Source organism: Aeribacillus composti (assembly GCF_007827555.1).
Classification (GTDB): Bacteria; Bacillota; Bacilli; order Bacillales; family Aeribacillaceae; genus Aeribacillus; species Aeribacillus composti.
Window position 1 is genome coordinate 66,335 of the sequence record NZ_VISS01000017.1, and the last position, 16,787, is coordinate 83,121.

Genomic DNA, 16,787 nt, shown 5'->3' on the forward strand with positions numbered 1-16,787 from the left:
ATTGGTATAAAATTTTGTAAAATAAATCTTTTTCAAGGAGAGGAATGTAAATGGAGCAGTTAATTAAACATATTCCGCGAATCCCCGAAAACCAAAGATATTGGTTTGTAAGGACAAATTCAGGAGAATATTATGATAGTTTTGTAAATGATGGATTCATAGGTATTGGGTGGAATCAAATTGAATTGAAACATTTGAAAGAAAACAGACCTTTAGAGGATATTGTTAGAGAAAAATATAAAAACGAGAATAGACCAAACTATGTCGCGAATCAAATAAAAACGTTTTGCAACGACATGAAAAAAGGGGACATTGTGCTGATTCCTTCGAGTAAATCTACTTTCATACATTTTGGGGTTATTCAAGATACTGAACCATATGAAGAGGAAATTCCTTTTGAGGTAGAAAACATTGACGAACATCCAGAACTACTCTTCGAATACGAAGGTGTATGTCCATATCGAAAAAGAAGAAGAATAAAGTGGGTTAAAGTTATAAAACGAGATAATATGGACCCACAATTGTACAAACTTATTTATTCACATCACACAATTTCTAACGCGGATGGTTATGCTGAATATATTGATAAATCATTATTTGATTTCTATATTAAGGGAGATAAGTGTCATTTTATACTGCATGTACGTAAAAAAGAGCATATCAAGGCACGTCATTTAATACCTTTCATGTCCGATTTGTTAACGATAGCTGATCGTAATTCTGACGATGAAATTGATATTAAAGTTAATGTTCAATCGCCCGGAACAATTGAGCTTATAGGGTATATTCCTATCATAATTATGGTATCTGTAGGTTTGGTTGGTGTGATAGGTGGAAGAGTGAAATTTTTTGGAATGGAATTAGATACACCAGGAATCATAGGGAGATTGTTAGAATGGCGTAGAACAAAACAGCAAGAACAAAATCAAGGACAAGAAAGTATTAATGAGCCAACTGAACAGCAAAAAGAGAGACTGGTTGCCAATGCAGAAAATCTTGATATTCAATTGCCAGAACAATTACAAAAAGCATTGAAAGCATACGCTGAAGATGTAAATAAACAAATATCTGTTACAGAAGAAAAAAATAAAGAGAACCAATAAATTTATTCGTCCTCTTTATACCTGTTTTCGACCTTAAAGAATAATTTGACTGTTAGTGTGGATAACAACAGTGCTACTAGCTCTCTAGTATAAAAAAAACCGATTGTTCTGTCGCTAAGAATATTTAATTTCAAAAGGGTTACGTCATATAACAGAAAAAAAACAGCGGTAATAAGAATAAACATATTGAGTTGTGAAACAATGCCGATAATTTTTTTCATATGACTTTCCCCCTTTCGAAACATAATATTCAATCATTTACTCAAAGTTTCCTACCGATTATAATAAAATTTTAGCATTTTGTAAATAAAAAATAAATAAAAGCTGATTACGCCTTTGTTTTTGTCGTACAAATGCCACCATATAGTGAAGAAGGAATTTATCTCCTTTTGTCGAATTGAGTAGGCGGAAGGAGAGGTTAAGCATTGAACTTTGAAACAAAGCATATTATCAGATGGGGTATTCCAGGTTGGGTCTACATTATTAGCCTAATTTCTTATTTTATCTTTAGCACACCAGGCTTATTAATCGACCTAAAAACTAAATATGGTTTAACAATCCTGAGTTTAAGTGCAATTCTTGCCGGGATCGGAGTCCCAATTGGTTATCTTATTCATCAAATAAGTATGCTTTTTGGTTTTGTTGTAAGGCATAAATGGAATAAGTATTTTAGGAAAGAGTATGAATTAGACAATAAAATTATTGGCAATGACAATGGAGAAAAAATTAGAGAAAGGTATCGTCATTTATTATCACGAGTACATGAATTAAGAGCACTAAAGTATAGTAATGGGTTATCTGTCTTAACGATTTTAGTCATGCTATATTTCTATTCAAATACATTAGCTGGCTTAATTATTTCAGTCATTAATTTGTTATTTGTGATAATTGTACATGTTAATCAAAAATATTTTGAAGCTAACTTAAATTTTTTTATAAAAAGAACTTTAGAGCGCCATTAACGGCGCTTTTTACTTTTTTTCTGGGAGGGAAGAACAGAAGCAATATAAGTTTTGTTAAAAAATATAAGTTTTGTTAAAAAACGAAAAGAGAAGTTGAGTCACCGCGAATTGATCGACTTGATGGAAGTGAATTTGCCCGACGTACAAGCGAGTGCGTGAGGCGATTAGGAGGAAGTGAATTTTATTTAGGTAGAGAGAAATCGGGAAGTAATTTTAATGATTATTTTTCTTTTCTTACACCTTTAAATGGTTTGTTGTCAGATGTTTTCATATCCATAAAGCGACCAACGTCACCGCGTTTGACCCAGGCGTCAGTTTTAGGATTGTATACTTGGGATCGGTCTCTTACCGAACCTTTTCTATAACCGTCTCCAGTGTTCTTTGCCAAGTTTATCAACTCCTTAATTCCCGATTTCTCTCTTTGTATCAATTATTCAATGTGGTAGGGACAAATACCTATTATTCGTCGAAATTTGACGAACGAATTTTGTAGGAAAGACTCTCCTTTTGTTGTATTGTGTAGGCGAAAGGAGGGGATAATATGTTAGATAAATTAATTGAAGAAGGCCTAAATTTAAAATCACAAATAGAGGTTACTGAAGTTTATGGTGTCAAAAGCTATAATCTTTCAGGTGAGGATTTTGAAAAATGGGCCTCAAAAGTTATATTGTATTTAGAGGATCATTATCCTGGTAAGGCCATAACTAATAAAGCTATTGAAGTTTACAATCAATTAAGAAATAGCAGTGTGGAAAATTACGAGTTTCTTTTAGGAACAATTAAAGGACTTCAAGAATATGAAAGGGAACAAGATGATGATTTTGACGCTTTTTAGATATTAAAGATGAAGCATCCTTCGGGGTGCTTTTTTTATTTGGAGTTGATAGTATGAACTTCTATAAAACAAAACAATGGAAAAGGAAACGTGAATCCATACTTCGACGTGATGAATACCTTTGCCAGGAGTGCAAGCGATACGGAAAGACTACACAAGCAACGATGGTTCATCACATTGTACCTTTAGAGAAAAGGCCAGACCTTAAACTGATGAGTTGGAATCTTATCAGCTTTTGCAATAAATGCCATGAATCGATGCACAATCGAAATACTGATGAGCTTTCGGAAAAGGGAATGCAGTGGGTCGAAAGAGTCCGTCATCATTTGGAAAATAATCCCCCCTACCAAAATTTTTTCAGATGAGCACTCAGGGACCGGAGGGGGCAGGCATTTCCAATAGCGCGGACCCTAAAAAATTTTTTTCGGGGAGGTGAGAGCATGGCAAAGGTACCAACCAAGGAGACAATCAAACGGCGAACGATTGCTGATATGAAAGCTCTTGGAACTTACAAAAGTCAGTACAATCGCTTGATCGACATATATTCTGAACTCGTTTATCAGTTTCTAAAATTAAATCAAGAATTTGAAAAGAGTGGGTATCAATATGAAGTTTTCACCGATCAAGGCGGTGTAAAAAAATCCCCAATTGTTGCAACCCTAGAGAATCTAAGAAAAGATATCTTGGCATACTCCGACCGGTTGTGCCTCAACCCGAAATCATTAGAAACGGTTACGGCCGAGACCGGTAAAAAATCCGTCTTGGCTTCGGTGTTGAAAGAATTGTCATGAAAAAATTTAAGAACTATAACGAGGTAATGGAGTATGCCAAGAGTATAGTTGAAGGTCGGAAAGTCGCTTGTAGAGAACTCATCCAAGCTGCGAAACGATTTTTTAAGGATTTAGAAAATCCAAAATACGACCTCAATCCAAAGGAAGCGGAATTCGTTATTCAAATCATTGAAAAAACGTTCGTTCACGATCAGGGTGAACGATTAGACGGTACACCGTTACGCGGTGAGCCTTTTTTATTGGAACCGTGGCAGAAGTTTATCATCTACAATTTGCTTGGCTTCTATCTCAAAGGAACGAAGATCAGGAGATACAAAGAAGCGTTTATCTTTATTCCAAGAAAAAACGGTAAAACGAGACTGATTGCGGCGTTGGCATGGGCCTTGGCGCTCCTCGAAAGACTATCTGGATCAAAAATCTATATCACTAGCGCGGCCCTGCAACAGTCTTTGCAATCGTTCGATTTCATCCTTTTCAATCTTCGCCAAATGGGCGAAGATCAAAATTTTCGGATATTGAACAATAACCAAGAAAACAGCATTAGCGGCGAATTCAGCGACGGTTCCATTTACATTCGGGCCCTGGCCGCAAACCCAGATAAGCAAGACTCCTTGAATTGCAACGTCGGTATTGCAGACGAAATGCACGCCTACAAGACACCGAAACAATACAACATCATTAAAGAGGCAATGAAAGCCTATACCAACAAACTGATGATCGGCATCACGACTGCCGGCGATGACATGACGTCGTTCTGTTACCAGCGGTTAGAATACTGCAAAAAGATTTTGGATGGTACCGTAACCGATGAAGCATATTTTGTCTTCATCACAAAAGCTGATGAGGATGAAAACGGGGAAGTAGACTACACAAACCCAATTGAACATGAAAAGGCGAATCCTAATTACGGAGTAACAATTCGTCCAGAGGATATTTTGAACGATGCCCTTCAAGCTCAGAACGATCCACAGCAGCGGAAAGATTTCTTAGCGAAATCGTTAAACATTTACACATCATCGATGAAGGCATATTTCAACATCGATGAATTCAAAAATTCAGACCGTAAATATTGTTGGACTATTGAGCAATTAGCAAAACTGCCGATCGATTGGTTCGGTGGTGCCGATCTTTCAAAATTGCACGATTTGACTGCGGCTGCGCTGTACGGAAACTACAACGGAGTTGATATAGCAATTACTCACGCGTGGTTCCCGATTGTTGCCGCAACTAGAAAAGCGGAGGAAGATAATATTCCTTTGTTCGGATGGAAGGACGATGGCTGGCTCACGATGACCAATACACCGACTGTCAACCATTCCGATGTGGTTAAGTGGTTTGAGGACATGCGGTCAAAAGGATTCAAAATTAAGCAAGTCGGTTTTGACCGAAAGTTCGGTCGTGAATTTTTCATGGCCATGAAGCGTAAGAGATTCAGTATTGTTGATCAACCGCAATATTACTACAAGAAGTCAGAAGGTTTCCGGCGTATTGAGAAGCAAGTGAAAGATGGAAATTTCTACTATCTACATTCTCAAGCGTTTGAGTATTGTGTACAAAACGTTCATGCGGTTGAGAAAACGGACGATATGATTCAGTTTGAAAAAATTGAGGACAAGCATCGCATTGATATTTTTGACGCCACTGTTTTTGCTGCAATAAGAATGCTTGAGAATATGGAAAAATCAGTGACAGCTACAAAATGGTTGAATGGGGGTTGATTCAATGGGGATTTTTAAGCGCAGGAAAAAGATCAGAGCGGATACGCAGACGTATGTTGGCTTATTTATGAGTGGTGAAGACACATCTTTTCTGATTCCGGGATATACTCGACTTTCTGATAATCCAGACGTAAGAATGGCTGTTCATAAGATTGCTGAACTTATATCGTCTATGACGATCTATCTCATGCAGAACACGGAAGACGGTGATATTCGTGTTCGAAATGAACTATCAAGGAAAATTGACATCAATCCGTATAGTCTCATGACAAGAAAGTCATGGATGTACAACATCGTGTATACCATGCTACTCGATGGTGATGGGAACAGTATCGTTTTTCCAAAATACACTGCTGATGGGTTGATTGATGAATTAATTCCATTAGCTCCTTCAAAAGTAAGTTTTGTTGATACGGATACAAGTTATCAAGTTTGGTATCAAGGAAAAGCGTACAATTATGACGAGGTGCTGCACTTTATTGTGAACCCAGACCCAGAAAAGCCATATATGGGTAGGGGTTATAGGGCAGTACTAAAAGACATCGTAAATAACTTGAAACAAGCTACAACAACGAAGAAAAGTTTCATGAGTGGTAAATATATGCCTTCACTCATTGTGAAAGTGGACGCGGCCACAGCGGAGCTTTCGAGTGAAGAAGGCCGGAATGAAGTGTTTAAGAAATACCTTCAAGCCACGGAGGCGGGGCAGCCTTGGATCATCCCGGCCGAGCTGTTAGATGTGGAACAAGTCAAACCGTTATCCCTTAAAGATATTGCGATCAACGAGGCGGTTGAACTGGATAAGCGAACCGTAGCTGGCATCTTTGGAGTGCCGGCTTTTTTGTTGGGCGTTGGTGAGTATAACAAGGATGAGTACAACAACTTCATCAACTCAACTATATTGCCTATTGCCAAAGGGATTGAACAGGAACTGACAAGGAAACTGCTCATCAGCCCTGAATTGTATTTCAAATTCAACCCACGAAGCCTATACGCATACGACCTTAATGAACTTGCGGATGTAGGTTCCAACATGTATGTACGCGGTATTATGACGGGCAACGAAGTTCGCGACTGGATGGGGTTGTCGCCAAAAGAAGGTTTGAGTGAGCTAGTCATCTTAGAAAACTACATTCCTCTCGACAAAATTGGCGATCAAAACAAATTGAAAGGTGGTGGTGATAATGGGAAGAACGGCGACCAAACAGACTAGGAGTTTACAAACGAATATCACAGCGTCACGGGCAGAACAAGATAATGAAATGTACATCGAAGGATATTTTGCTGTTTTTAATACCGAAACAGAACTGTGGAGAGGCGCATTCGAATCTATTGCTCCAGGAGCATTCGATGAAACGCTATCTAACGACATTCGGGCGCTAATAAATCACGATACGAACCTTGTGTTAGGTCGCAACAAGGCAGGAACACTAGAATTGAAGGTTGATAGTCGAGGGCTTTGGGGTCGTATAAAGATCAATCCAAACGACACAGATGCGGTAAATCTTTATGAGCGTGTCAAGCGGGGGGATGTAGACCAATGTTCCTTCGGCTTCAATATTCTTGAAGAAGATGTTGAATATCGAGATGACGGTACAGTCAAGTGGACTTTAAAGAAAGTTGACCTTCATGAGGTGTCAGTTGTAACATTTCCAGCTTATGAGGATACAAGTGTTCAAGCAAGAATGACAGAATACGAGCAGCACAAAAAACGCCAGCTTGAACAAAGAAAATTACAGTTAAAGGAGAGGATAAGAAATGGCTTTAAAGCAATTGATGCTAATTAAAAAAATTGAGCAACGTAAATCTGCTTTAAATGAATTGCTAGAAAAAGAGAATGAGCTACAAACAAGATCAGCAGAGCTTGAAAAAGCTATCGAAGAAGCTCAAACGGATGAGGAAGTAAAAACAGTTGAAGAAGAAGTTGAGAAGCTTGAAGCTGATAAACATGGATTAGAAGAGAAAAAATCAAAACTTGAAGGCGAAATCGCTGAACTTGAAGGAGAGCTTGAGCAACTGAATAGCAAAGTTCCGGTCAATCAGCAACGCAAAAATGAGAAGGGAGAGGTTGAAGGTATGAACCGTTTACAGGTACGAGAATTATTAAGAACAGGAGAATACTACAGACGCAGCGATGTTATTGAGTTTTACGAAAAATTCAAGGATTTACGTGCAGTTACCGGCGGAGAATTAACGATTCCGGAAGTTGTTGTCAATCGCATCATGGACATTATGGGCGATTACACAACGCTTTACCCACTCGTTGATAAAATCAGAGTCAAGGGAACAACACGTATTTTAGTAGATACAGATACTTCTCCGGCAACATGGATTGAACAATCCGGCGCACTTCCGACGGGTGATGTAGGTACTATCACAAGTATTGATTTTGACGGATTCAAAGTTGGTAAAGTGACATTTGTTGATAACTATTTATTGCAAGATAGCATCATCAATCTCGATGAGTATGTTACGAAGAAAATTGCTCGTGCAATTGCAAAGGCATTAGACTTAGCCATTGTTAAGGGAACAGGAGCTGCAAATAAACAACCGGCTGGTATCATTCCAAACTTACCTGTGGAAAATCAAGTGACAATAGAAGCTGATAATAATTTACTTAAAAATCTTGTGAAACAAATCGGTCTAATTGATACCGGTGAAGACAGTGTCGGTGAAATTGTTGCAGTTATGAAACGTTCAACTTACTACAATCGATTAGTCGAGTTTAGCATTCAAGTGGATTCTACCGGTAATGTTGTTGGCAAACTTCCAAATTTACGTACACCAGACATCCTTGGTTTACGTGTTGTTTTCAATAACTTCCTTGATGAAGACACTGTGTTGTTTGGTGATTTCCAACAATATACACTTGTTGAGCGTGAGAATATAACAATTGACAGCTCAACTCATGTAAAGTTTACAGAAGACCAAACCGCATTCCGTGGTAAAGGGCGCTTCGATGGAAAGCCGGTAAAACCGGAGGCGTTCGTTCTTGTAACGATTACGGATCCAGTTCAAGGAGCGTAATGTTGAAAGGGTGATATAAATGCCTAAATATGTAGTGATTAAAGATTTCAAAGATTTACAAGACAATAACCATATTTATCGCGTAGGAGATAAATATCCACGGAAAGGGAGACCGAAAAAGGAACGCATCGAAGAATTGCTGGGGAATGAAAATCGAATCGGTGAACCTTTAATTGCAGAAGTGGATGAGAAAGAAGGCGGTGAATAATGGATTTAGCAACTGTTGTTGATTTAGTAAAAGAGCGGTTGGGCATTCGCTCGAACGTTCGTGACACTTATATAACTTCCATTGCAAATGCAGTGGTAACAGAACTTGATGAAGAAAAAGGGTTAGCTATCGATTTAGCTAACCCTTATCATTTGATGTTTGTTGTCGATTATGCTACCTGGCGTTATCAAAGCCGGGATAGTGATGGAGTGATGCCTCGTCATTTGCAATATCGATTGCATAATTTGATGATTCATGCCGGCGGTGTTCAAAATGACGTATGATCATGAGTTGGTTTTAATTAGTGAAACATACGTTGAAGATGAAATTGGCAATCAAATCGCACAAGAAACAAGAAAACCTGTCTTGTGCAACGTGAAATCGGTCGGTAGAAATGAATTCTACAGCGCTGCAACAGCAGGATTACGGCCGTCGATTGTGTTTGTGATTCATGGCTATGAATACAACGGTGAACAGAAAGTTGAATTCGAAGGCGTCAGATATAACGTGATTAGGATCTATTCTACGGATTTTGAAGAAGTTGAATTGACTTGTGAAAGGGTGGCGGTGGATGGCTAACATCTCAATCGATCAGTTGACAAATGAGATAGTCAAGGCAGTCCAAGAATATACAACAGAAGTAGAAGAAAAAGTACAGCAGGCCAGTGATGATGTAACAAAAGAAGGGGTTAAACTTCTTAAACAAAAAAGTCCAAAATTAACCGGTAATTATGCTAAAGGTTGGGCTCGGAAAAAACAAGGAAAGGGGTATATCATCCATAATAAAACTGATTACCAATTAACTCATTTGTTGGAATATGGACATGTTAAACGTGGTGGCGGACGTGTGCAGGCTAAAGTACACATTCGACCCGTAGAAGAACAGATTGTACGTGAATTTGAGAATAGAGTAGAGAAGGTAATTAAAGGATGACTTTACAAGAGTTATATACTATTCTCAAGGCTACTGGTTTCCCAATAGGTTATTCGCATTTTAAAGGTTCGCAAAAACCACCGTTTATTTGCTATTTTGTTAGTTATTCTAGCAATTTTGATGCTGATAATAAGGTTTATCAAAAAATCGAAAACGTGCAGATAGAACTTTATACCGACAAAAAGGACTTGGAAGCAGAGAAAATTTTGGAAGATTTACTGGATGAAAATGAAATACCTTATGAAACTACTGAAACATTTATAACATCTGAAAAACTTTACCAAAAAATCTATGAAGTGAGGTTGATATAGTATGACTGCTCCGACTTCCAATAAAATCAAGTACGGACTTCGGAATGTTCATTACGCTCCGATTATAGAAGATCCTACTACTGGTGCTATTACTTACGAGACGCCGAAACGTATCCCGGGAAGCGTGTCGTTGACACTTGAACCAGCTGGAGAAAACGTCGATTTTTATGCGGATGATTCTACTTATTACAGTGAAGCTACCAACAACGGTTATGACGGAGAATTAGAGTTGGCCAACCTGACAGACGAATTCCGCATCGACATCCTTGACGACACATACGAAAACGGAGTAATGTATGAAAACGCGGACCAAGTGACAAGGCCTTTTGCTCTTCTCTTTGAATTTCAAGGGGACAAAAAGGCAAAGCGTCACGTCTTGTATTACTGCAAGGCAAGCCGCCCGACAGTTGCAGGACAGACAAAAGGAGAAACGACTGAACCGCAAACATCTACACTGAACTTTACAGCTCGGCCACGGCCGGATACGAAAGACGTGAAAGCTGATACGACGCCGGAGATTGACCAAGCCTTGTACGACAGCTGGTATCAGCAAGTGCACGTAAAAGCGCCGCAAGCGCCGCAGGGGGTATAATCCATGGAAAAAACACTGGTGATTGACGGCAAACAAGTTCGCTTCAAATCGAACGCAGCAACACCGCTGCGTTATAAAGCCCAATTCGGAAAAGATTTTTTCAAAGAAATCTATAAACTCAATGTGATCGGGGAATTGACGGATAAAGACGGCAATTTTAATTACGAGGTATTAGAAAAATTAGATTTTGATTTCTTTTACAACATTATTTGGACTTTGGCCAAAACGGCAAATCCGTCCATTCCGGATCCGATTACTTGGTTGGATCAATTTGACGAATTCCCGCTCATGGATATCATTCCGGAGCTCCAGGACCTTATCATTGCGAGTATCAAGTCTAAAAAAAAGTAGAGAATCAAGAAGCGTCCAGTGGTGATGAACTCACTACTGAGACGTTTCTTTTTTTGTGCAAACGCTGTGGACTACAAAAAGATGACCTGGAAGAAATGACGATCGGCATGTGCATAGACTACATCGACGAATATATCCGGGAAATGACTGAGCCGAAAGAGCGCGTGCGTGAGGCCACGCAAGCCGATTTTGATGCCTTTTAGGAGGTGAGAGTGTGGCAGATAAAAAAATCAAAGGGATTACTATAGAAATAGGCGGAGAAACAGTTGGGCTCCAGAAAGCTCTTCAGGATGTTAACAAGAAAAGCCGGGAACTGTCTTCAGAGCTGAGATCTGTTGAAAGACTTCTGAAATTCGACCCGGGAAACGTCGAAGCGTTAGCCCAAAAGCAAAAGATACTGACCGATCAGATTGAAAACACGACGAAGAAATTGAATCAACTGAAAGACGCTCAGTCTCAAGTTGAGCAGCAGTTTCAAAGCGGGGAGATCGGTGAAGAACAGTATCGGAAGTTTCGTCGAGAAATCGAATTCACCGAAGTGCAGCTGAAAAAATACCGACAAGAACTCCAAAACATGCAGGCGGAGCAGCAAAAGACGGAAGAATCGACGAGGCAGCTGGAAAACTTATTCAAAGTAACGGGAAAAAGTGTTGATGATTTTGCAGACGTCTTGGGGAATCAATTGACGAACGCGATCAAAAGCGGGAGAGCCAATTCTGCCCAGCTGGAAAAGGCGATTGACGAAATCGGCAAATCTGCGCTCGGCGCCAACGCCGACCTAGATAAGATGCGACAGGCTTTGAAACATCTGGATAGCGGCAGCAGTTTGAAGCAAGTAAAGAAGGAATTTGATCAGATTGCCCAGGCTGCAAATGATGCTAAGGATGACGTGAAGGGTTTTGGTGACGAGCTCAAGGGCATGGTTGGCGGAATTGTGGCCGGCGGCGGACTAGCCGGCGCTATAAATCAAGCGCTGGACACGTCAAGGGTAAACACACAGATCGATATTTCGTTCAACGTCCCGGAAAAATCAAAGAAAGCAGTAAAAGATGCGGTAAATACGATCAAGGCCTATGGCGTCGATGCGGCAGCGGCCCTTGAGGGTGTTCGCCGTCAATGGGCATTGAACAAAAATGCAAGTGATGAAGCGAACCGAAAAATTGTTGAAGGTGCGGGGATGATCGCATCTTCTTACGATGGCATTGATTTTACCGAACTCATTCAAGAGATTAATGAGATTTCAAGCGAATTGAACATTTCAAATGAAGAAGCGCTTGGGTTGACCAATGCGCTTTTAAAAATCGGTTTTCCGCCCGAACAGTTGGACATCATAGCTGAATATGGTCAACAGTTAACGCGGGCTGGCTTTTCAGCACAAGAAGTGCAAGCGATTATGGCGGCGGGCGTCGAGACCGGGACATGGAATATTGACAACCTTTTGGATGGCCTGAAAGAAGGACGGATTCGGTTGGCCGAATTTGGGCAAGGAGTAGATAAAGCAACCGCTGAATTGTTGCAAGGGACCGGAATATCTGCTCAGCAATTGGAATCATGGGGCCAAGCTGTTGCTGCTGGCGGTGATAAAGGACGCGAAGCGATGCAACAGGTTGTCAAAGCGTTAAGCGGCGTGAAAGATGAGACAAAAAGAAACGCGCTTGGTGTAGCTATTTTCGGTAAACGAAAGTTGTGCCGAAACAAAACCGGGCAAAATCGGTGGAAGCTAAGTGAATCGGCGTGAATAAAGTGTTATGGCATGTTATAATAAATTATGAAGGGCTAGGGGGACGCCCCGAAAAGCAGATTCCCGACTGCCTGCCCTTCATTTAATTATTCGGGATACAACTACGGGAGGTTGTAAAATGAATAAGGTTTGTTCTGATTGTGGGAAGGAAAAACCGTTAGATGATTTCGTAAAAGACAAACGATACCCTGATGGGCATAGAAAAAGGTGTAAACAATGCGAAAACTTGAGACGAAGAAAAACACCTGTACTACCGCAACCGAGAGATGGGCACAAATATTGTGCTAAATGTCTTAAAGAAAAAACGTTGGATGAATTTAATTTCAGAAACGTAAAAGGGGAAAAGAAACCATTCAGTTATTGTAAAGAATGCGAAAGAGAATACAATCGAAACAAATATCTTCATGTGTGCCAGAAATGCGGAAAAAGTTATCGTTCAGGGAAAAATAAATCTACTTATTGTAAGGAATGTTACTCGGAGCTTTTAAGAGATTTAGAAACCAATCCTTCAAAAGTGATATACATGGACTGGAGCGGAGAAAATAACCCTATGTATGGGGTTAGACGTTTCGGAAAATCTAATCCTAATTATAATCCCAACAAAACAGACGAAGAAAGAGAAAGAGAACGTCTTGTTGAAGGTTACAGCACATGGAGAACACAGGTGTATGAAAGAGATAATTATACATGTCAATGTTGCGGAGACAATAGAGGCGGAAATTTAATAGCCCATCACTTGGACAGTTGGGATTGGTGCAAAGAAAAACGTCTTGATGTCAGTAATGGGATAACTTTATGCGTGACATGCCATAAAAGATTTCATGATATATATGGTTATGGAAAAAATACTAAACAACAATTTTATACTTTTTTGTCATTAGTCCAAAAGCACTCCGTATGAGTGCTTTTTTTATTACGCCGATTCATATGCCAACACCGAGGTAACAGGGAACACCACCCTGCACCGTAGAGCGTAGGCGGTGAGCGTTAAGGGAGCAATAATCCGCCCAAGAGTGTCCGGCAACCAATGTTTTGTTGGTTGAAAATGTACGCCGAACCGGGCTGGAATTGACCAGCCGTATCCCAAAAGGGTATGAGGGAAACCTCCGGAAGCAAAGGATAAAAAGCCTTTGCGATAACAAATTGACAATGTGGGAAGACCAAGGAACGAACATCACCGAAACAATCCTAAACATGAACAAACACCTAGGAGATGCGAAAAACAACCAAGATCAACTGAATGATGCGATTTCTAAAATCAATGCCGATCCGGCTGTAAAAATCCAAAAAGCGATGAATGATTTGAAAACGGCGCTTGAACCGTTGCTGTCTGTTATCGCATCGGTTGTCGGAGCAATCGCTAGCTGGATGTCAGCAAATCCTCAATTAACGGCAACGATTACAGCGATTGTGGGAGCAATCGGCATTTTTTCTGGAGTACTCATGGCATTGGCGCCCATTTTGTATTCGATACAGACAGCTCTTCCGATCATCACAAAGATGCTCCCGCTGCTCGGAAATGCGTTTAAGGCGATGACTGGGCCGATCGGCTTGGCCATTACGGCGCTCACACTACTTGTTCCGGTAATTATTGAGAATTGGGAGCCGATAAAGGATTTTTTTGCAAAGCTATGGGACGGAATCAAGCAGGTTTTTGAAACGACGATAAATGCTGTTGCCTCGTTTTTGAGCAGCTCGTGGGAAACGATAAAAAATGTGACATCGACCGTGTGGAACGGGATCAAAGATTTCTTCTCACAATCTTGGAATGCAATTAAACAAGTATTTGAAACAACGATCAACGGAGTTTCTAGTTTTCTAACAAACGCCTGGAACACGATTTCTTCAACCGCAAAGACCGTATGGAATGGAATTGTCTCCTTTTTCACGAGCACATGGAACACGATCAAAACGACATTCCAAACGGTGCTCACTACGGTGTCCAACTTGGTTCAGACGATTTGGAACGGGATCAAAAACACGACTTCTAACGTGTTTAATACTATCAAAAATACGATCTCAAGCGTTTGGAACGGGATTAAATCCGCCGTAAATTCCGCGATCAATGCTGTCAAAAATGTTGTTTCGAGCATTTGGTCGGCGATCAAAAATACAACGTCAAATGTATGGAACAGTATTAAAAATTTTGTGATGAATCCGGTCGATGCAATCAAAAACGCGGTTCCAGCCGCTTTCGAGAGCATGAAAAACAAAATCGCAAGCGTTTGGGAGAAGGTTAAAGGCGTTATCAAAGCTCCTTTAAACGCGATAATCTCGACGATCAACAGCTTTATCAGCCGTTTGAACGGTCTGAAAATACCCGATTGGGTCCCTGGAGTGGGCGGCAAGGGAATCAACATCCCGAAAATTCCGATGTTGGCAAGAGGAACAAACTTTTTCAAAGGTGGATATGCAATCGTTGGAGAACAGGGTCCTGAACTTGTACAGCTTCCAACAGGTGCAAAAGTTTACTCGAATGGACAGACTCAAGATATGTTAAGCAATCAAACGATCATCACCGGAAACACATTTGTAGTAAGAGAAGAAGCCGATATTAAGAAAATTGCTAGAGAACTATACGTCCTACAGATTCAAAATACAAGAGGCGGTGGTATAGCTTGACAAACGGAATTACCTTTAATGGTGTACATTCGAGAACATTTAATCTTGTTATGCTCACTTCTAAACGCCCTTTATTGCCCGAAAACAAAGACACGTATATCGATATACCACACCGGGATGGTTCTATACTTATCCCGGACAAGTCGGCAAAAGACATCATTATAGAAGTTGAGTTTTTAATTAAACGACCGGCAAACTTATATGAAGCAGCTCGTAATATATCTCGATGGCTGATAACAGACGACCGAGTTCCACTTATCTTTGACGATGATCCAGACTACTACTATAATGCGAAGGTTTACGGAAACATTGAACTTGAAAAAGTTGTTAAGAGTGGTCGGTTTACAGTGAATTTCAGGTGTGAACCATATCCTATTAGGAGGAAATAACGAATGTCCATGACAGATTATCTTGAAACACAGATTTTGAACGCAATCTTTAAAGGCGAAACTTACACGGGACCAAGTGCCCTTTATTTAGCACTGTTTACATCAGACCCAGGAGATAACGGTGAAGGAACAGAGGTAAGTGACAGTGCGTATGCAAGACAAGAAATCATATTTAGCGAAATCACTGACGGTACCGTAAGTAATACAAACTTAATCGAGTTTGCACCGGCAGCGGTTAACTATGGTGTCATAACGCATGTTGGCATTTATGACAGTCAAACAGGTGGTAATTTATTGTTTTATAGCGAGTTAGCAACATCGATAGTTGCCGGTCAGGGTGTGGGTGTGAGTATACAACCGGGTGATTTAAGTGTGTCATTGGATTAGTGGGGTGATTAGATGACAGCAAGTGAGTATCTATCGGAGTTTACTGGAGTTAATATCATTACAAAATCATCCCTGTCAGTAAAAGCCGAAATCACTTGGAATGTCCTTAACGGTGACGTTATTTATATCGTAGATCCGTCAACCTTAGCTCGTAGACTACCAATCAAAAATGTTATCAACCCTTTAATCAGTGAACAAATAAACGCTCACTATACATTCTCTTTTGACACGGTTTTTGACGATAAAACAAAGTACATTAACAACGCAAATATTATTGAGGTTGACGATGATTATTTTCAAGTTGGTCGAATCGTAAAACAGCGAGAAACATCGGTGTCCATGTCTGTGTCGTGTGAACATGTGTCGTATAAGTTACTCGATAAGAAAAAATATCCTTTACCATTCACGGAAGCGGAAGACAGTCCTAGAAATTTAATGTCTGCTTTATTGTCAGGTACACCATTTTCAGTCGGAACTGTAGAAATCGGCGGAAGCTACTATATTAAACCTAAATCTGATAATATCCGCGGTGCTCTTATTGAGTTGGCTAACCTTGTTGGCGGTGAGTTAATCTGGGAAAAATTCACTGTACATTTAGTAAAACGCAGGGGCGCTGATAACGGCTTAGAATTTAGATTAGGGGAGAATTTGATTGGAGTAACAGAAGAAATAGATACTACTGGGGAAGAACCGAAAGTGTCTTTAGGAGTCGATGTACTTGTGTAAATTAGCACACTATTTTAGAACCACTTTTTTCAAATTATTTTGGACTAAAATCGGAAATACCTCGCAAAATGTTTGCGAATTCTCTCCGAT

Annotated in this window: 24 protein-coding genes; 22 read left to right on the forward strand and 2 right to left on the reverse strand. The window is 40.0% G+C overall.

Annotated features, from left to right (window positions below; translation table 11 throughout):
* The first annotated feature begins 50 nt into the window (after positions 1 to 50).
* On the forward strand, positions 51 to 1,103 hold the full coding sequence (locus tag FB379_RS10335; RefSeq protein WP_144597934.1) for a restriction endonuclease: 1,053 nt from the start codon (positions 51 to 53) through the stop codon (positions 1,101 to 1,103).
* A gap of 2 nt (positions 1,104 to 1,105) precedes the next feature.
* Here FB379_RS10335 and FB379_RS10340 read toward each other — a convergent pair whose 3' ends face one another.
* The gene (locus tag FB379_RS10340; protein ID WP_144597935.1) at positions 1,106 to 1,324 is read right to left on the reverse strand and encodes a hypothetical protein; all 219 of its coding nucleotides are present in this window, start codon (positions 1,322 to 1,324) and stop codon (positions 1,106 to 1,108) included.
* A 204-nt stretch (positions 1,325 to 1,528) separates the two neighbouring features.
* On the opposite strand from FB379_RS10340, the gene FB379_RS10345 reads away from it, so the two are divergent.
* Positions 1,529 to 2,065: a BA5345 family protein gene (locus FB379_RS10345; RefSeq protein ID WP_144597936.1), complete on the forward strand. Its 537-nt coding sequence runs from the start codon at positions 1,529 to 1,531 to the stop codon at positions 2,063 to 2,065.
* Between the two features lie 220 nt (positions 2,066 to 2,285).
* On the opposite strand, the gene FB379_RS18580 is transcribed toward FB379_RS10345, so the two are convergent.
* Positions 2,286 to 2,453, reverse strand: a complete 168-nt coding sequence (locus FB379_RS18580; protein WP_199757339.1) for a hypothetical protein — start codon at positions 2,451 to 2,453, stop codon at positions 2,286 to 2,288.
* A gap of 153 nt (positions 2,454 to 2,606) precedes the next feature.
* On the opposite strand from FB379_RS18580, the gene FB379_RS10350 reads away from it, so the two are divergent.
* The 20 genes from FB379_RS10350 to FB379_RS10445 all read left to right on the forward strand — a co-directional run bounded on the left by FB379_RS10350 (position 2,607) and on the right by FB379_RS10445 (position 16,697).
* The gene (locus FB379_RS10350) at positions 2,607 to 2,900 is read left to right on the forward strand and encodes a hypothetical protein (RefSeq protein WP_144597937.1); all 294 of its coding nucleotides are present in this window, start codon (positions 2,607 to 2,609) and stop codon (positions 2,898 to 2,900) included.
* Between the two features lie 164 nt (positions 2,901 to 3,064).
* On the forward strand, positions 3,065 to 3,265 hold the full coding sequence (locus FB379_RS19235) for an HNH endonuclease (RefSeq protein ID WP_242009318.1): 201 nt from the start codon (positions 3,065 to 3,067) through the stop codon (positions 3,263 to 3,265).
* 75 nt (positions 3,266 to 3,340) lie between these two features.
* Complete coding sequence (locus FB379_RS10360) at positions 3,341 to 3,691, forward strand: P27 family phage terminase small subunit (protein WP_144597939.1); 351 nt, start codon at positions 3,341 to 3,343, stop codon at positions 3,689 to 3,691.
* Complete coding sequence (locus tag FB379_RS10365; protein WP_144597940.1) at positions 3,688 to 5,409, forward strand: terminase large subunit; 1,722 nt, start codon at positions 3,688 to 3,690, stop codon at positions 5,407 to 5,409. The genes FB379_RS10360 and FB379_RS10365 overlap by 4 nt, the downstream gene beginning before the upstream one ends.
* 4 nt (positions 5,410 to 5,413) lie before the next feature.
* Complete coding sequence (locus FB379_RS10370) at positions 5,414 to 6,622, forward strand: phage portal protein (protein WP_144597941.1); 1,209 nt, start codon at positions 5,414 to 5,416, stop codon at positions 6,620 to 6,622.
* The gene (locus FB379_RS10375; protein ID WP_144597942.1) at positions 6,594 to 7,196 is read left to right on the forward strand and encodes an HK97 family phage prohead protease; all 603 of its coding nucleotides are present in this window, start codon (positions 6,594 to 6,596) and stop codon (positions 7,194 to 7,196) included. The genes FB379_RS10370 and FB379_RS10375 overlap by 29 nt, the downstream gene beginning before the upstream one ends.
* Positions 7,168 to 8,436: a phage major capsid protein gene (locus tag FB379_RS10380; protein WP_144597943.1), complete on the forward strand. Its 1,269-nt coding sequence runs from the start codon at positions 7,168 to 7,170 to the stop codon at positions 8,434 to 8,436. The genes FB379_RS10375 and FB379_RS10380 overlap by 29 nt, the downstream gene beginning before the upstream one ends.
* A 19-nt stretch (positions 8,437 to 8,455) precedes the next feature.
* The gene (locus FB379_RS10385; RefSeq protein WP_144597944.1) at positions 8,456 to 8,644 is read left to right on the forward strand and encodes a hypothetical protein; all 189 of its coding nucleotides are present in this window, start codon (positions 8,456 to 8,458) and stop codon (positions 8,642 to 8,644) included.
* Positions 8,644 to 8,928 (forward strand): hypothetical protein, encoded by a 285-nt coding sequence (locus FB379_RS10390; RefSeq protein ID WP_144597945.1) that lies wholly within the window; start codon positions 8,644 to 8,646, stop codon positions 8,926 to 8,928. The genes FB379_RS10385 and FB379_RS10390 overlap by 1 nt, the downstream gene beginning before the upstream one ends.
* Positions 8,918 to 9,223, forward strand: a complete 306-nt coding sequence (locus tag FB379_RS10395) for a phage head closure protein (protein ID WP_144597946.1) — start codon at positions 8,918 to 8,920, stop codon at positions 9,221 to 9,223. The genes FB379_RS10390 and FB379_RS10395 overlap by 11 nt, the downstream gene beginning before the upstream one ends.
* Entirely contained in the window at positions 9,216 to 9,578 is a 363-nt protein-coding gene (locus tag FB379_RS10400; RefSeq protein WP_144597947.1) for an HK97 gp10 family phage protein, read from the forward strand. The genes FB379_RS10395 and FB379_RS10400 overlap by 8 nt, the downstream gene beginning before the upstream one ends.
* The gene (locus FB379_RS10405) at positions 9,575 to 9,889 is read left to right on the forward strand and encodes a hypothetical protein (protein ID WP_144597948.1); all 315 of its coding nucleotides are present in this window, start codon (positions 9,575 to 9,577) and stop codon (positions 9,887 to 9,889) included. Before FB379_RS10400 ends, FB379_RS10405 begins: the two co-directional genes overlap by 4 nt.
* Before the next feature lies 1 nt (position 9,890).
* Positions 9,891 to 10,481, forward strand: coding sequence for a major tail protein (locus FB379_RS10410; RefSeq protein WP_144597949.1), 591 nt, complete (start codon positions 9,891 to 9,893; stop codon positions 10,479 to 10,481).
* Between the two features lie 3 nt (positions 10,482 to 10,484).
* Entirely contained in the window at positions 10,485 to 10,832 is a 348-nt protein-coding gene (locus tag FB379_RS10415) for a hypothetical protein (protein WP_144597950.1), read from the forward strand.
* Between the two features lie 214 nt (positions 10,833 to 11,046).
* Entirely contained in the window at positions 11,047 to 12,570 is a 1,524-nt protein-coding gene (locus FB379_RS10420) for a phage tail tape measure protein (protein WP_144597951.1), read from the forward strand.
* 121 nt (positions 12,571 to 12,691) lie between these two features.
* Positions 12,692 to 13,474, forward strand: coding sequence for an HNH endonuclease (locus FB379_RS10425; RefSeq protein ID WP_144597952.1), 783 nt, complete (start codon positions 12,692 to 12,694; stop codon positions 13,472 to 13,474).
* A 293-nt stretch (positions 13,475 to 13,767) separates the two neighbouring features.
* The gene (locus FB379_RS10430) at positions 13,768 to 15,195 is read left to right on the forward strand and encodes a phage tail protein (RefSeq protein WP_206752138.1); all 1,428 of its coding nucleotides are present in this window, start codon (positions 13,768 to 13,770) and stop codon (positions 15,193 to 15,195) included.
* The gene (locus FB379_RS10435) at positions 15,192 to 15,584 is read left to right on the forward strand and encodes a distal tail protein Dit (RefSeq protein WP_144597953.1); all 393 of its coding nucleotides are present in this window, start codon (positions 15,192 to 15,194) and stop codon (positions 15,582 to 15,584) included. Before FB379_RS10430 ends, FB379_RS10435 begins: the two co-directional genes overlap by 4 nt.
* Before the next feature lie 3 nt (positions 15,585 to 15,587).
* The gene (locus tag FB379_RS10440) at positions 15,588 to 15,971 is read left to right on the forward strand and encodes a phage tail fiber protein (protein ID WP_144597954.1); all 384 of its coding nucleotides are present in this window, start codon (positions 15,588 to 15,590) and stop codon (positions 15,969 to 15,971) included.
* A gap of 12 nt (positions 15,972 to 15,983) precedes the next feature.
* A complete protein-coding gene (locus tag FB379_RS10445; protein ID WP_144597955.1) occupies positions 15,984 to 16,697 on the forward strand; it encodes a phage tail spike protein in 714 nt (237 codons plus the stop codon).
* The last annotated feature ends 90 nt before the right edge of the window (positions 16,698 to 16,787 follow it).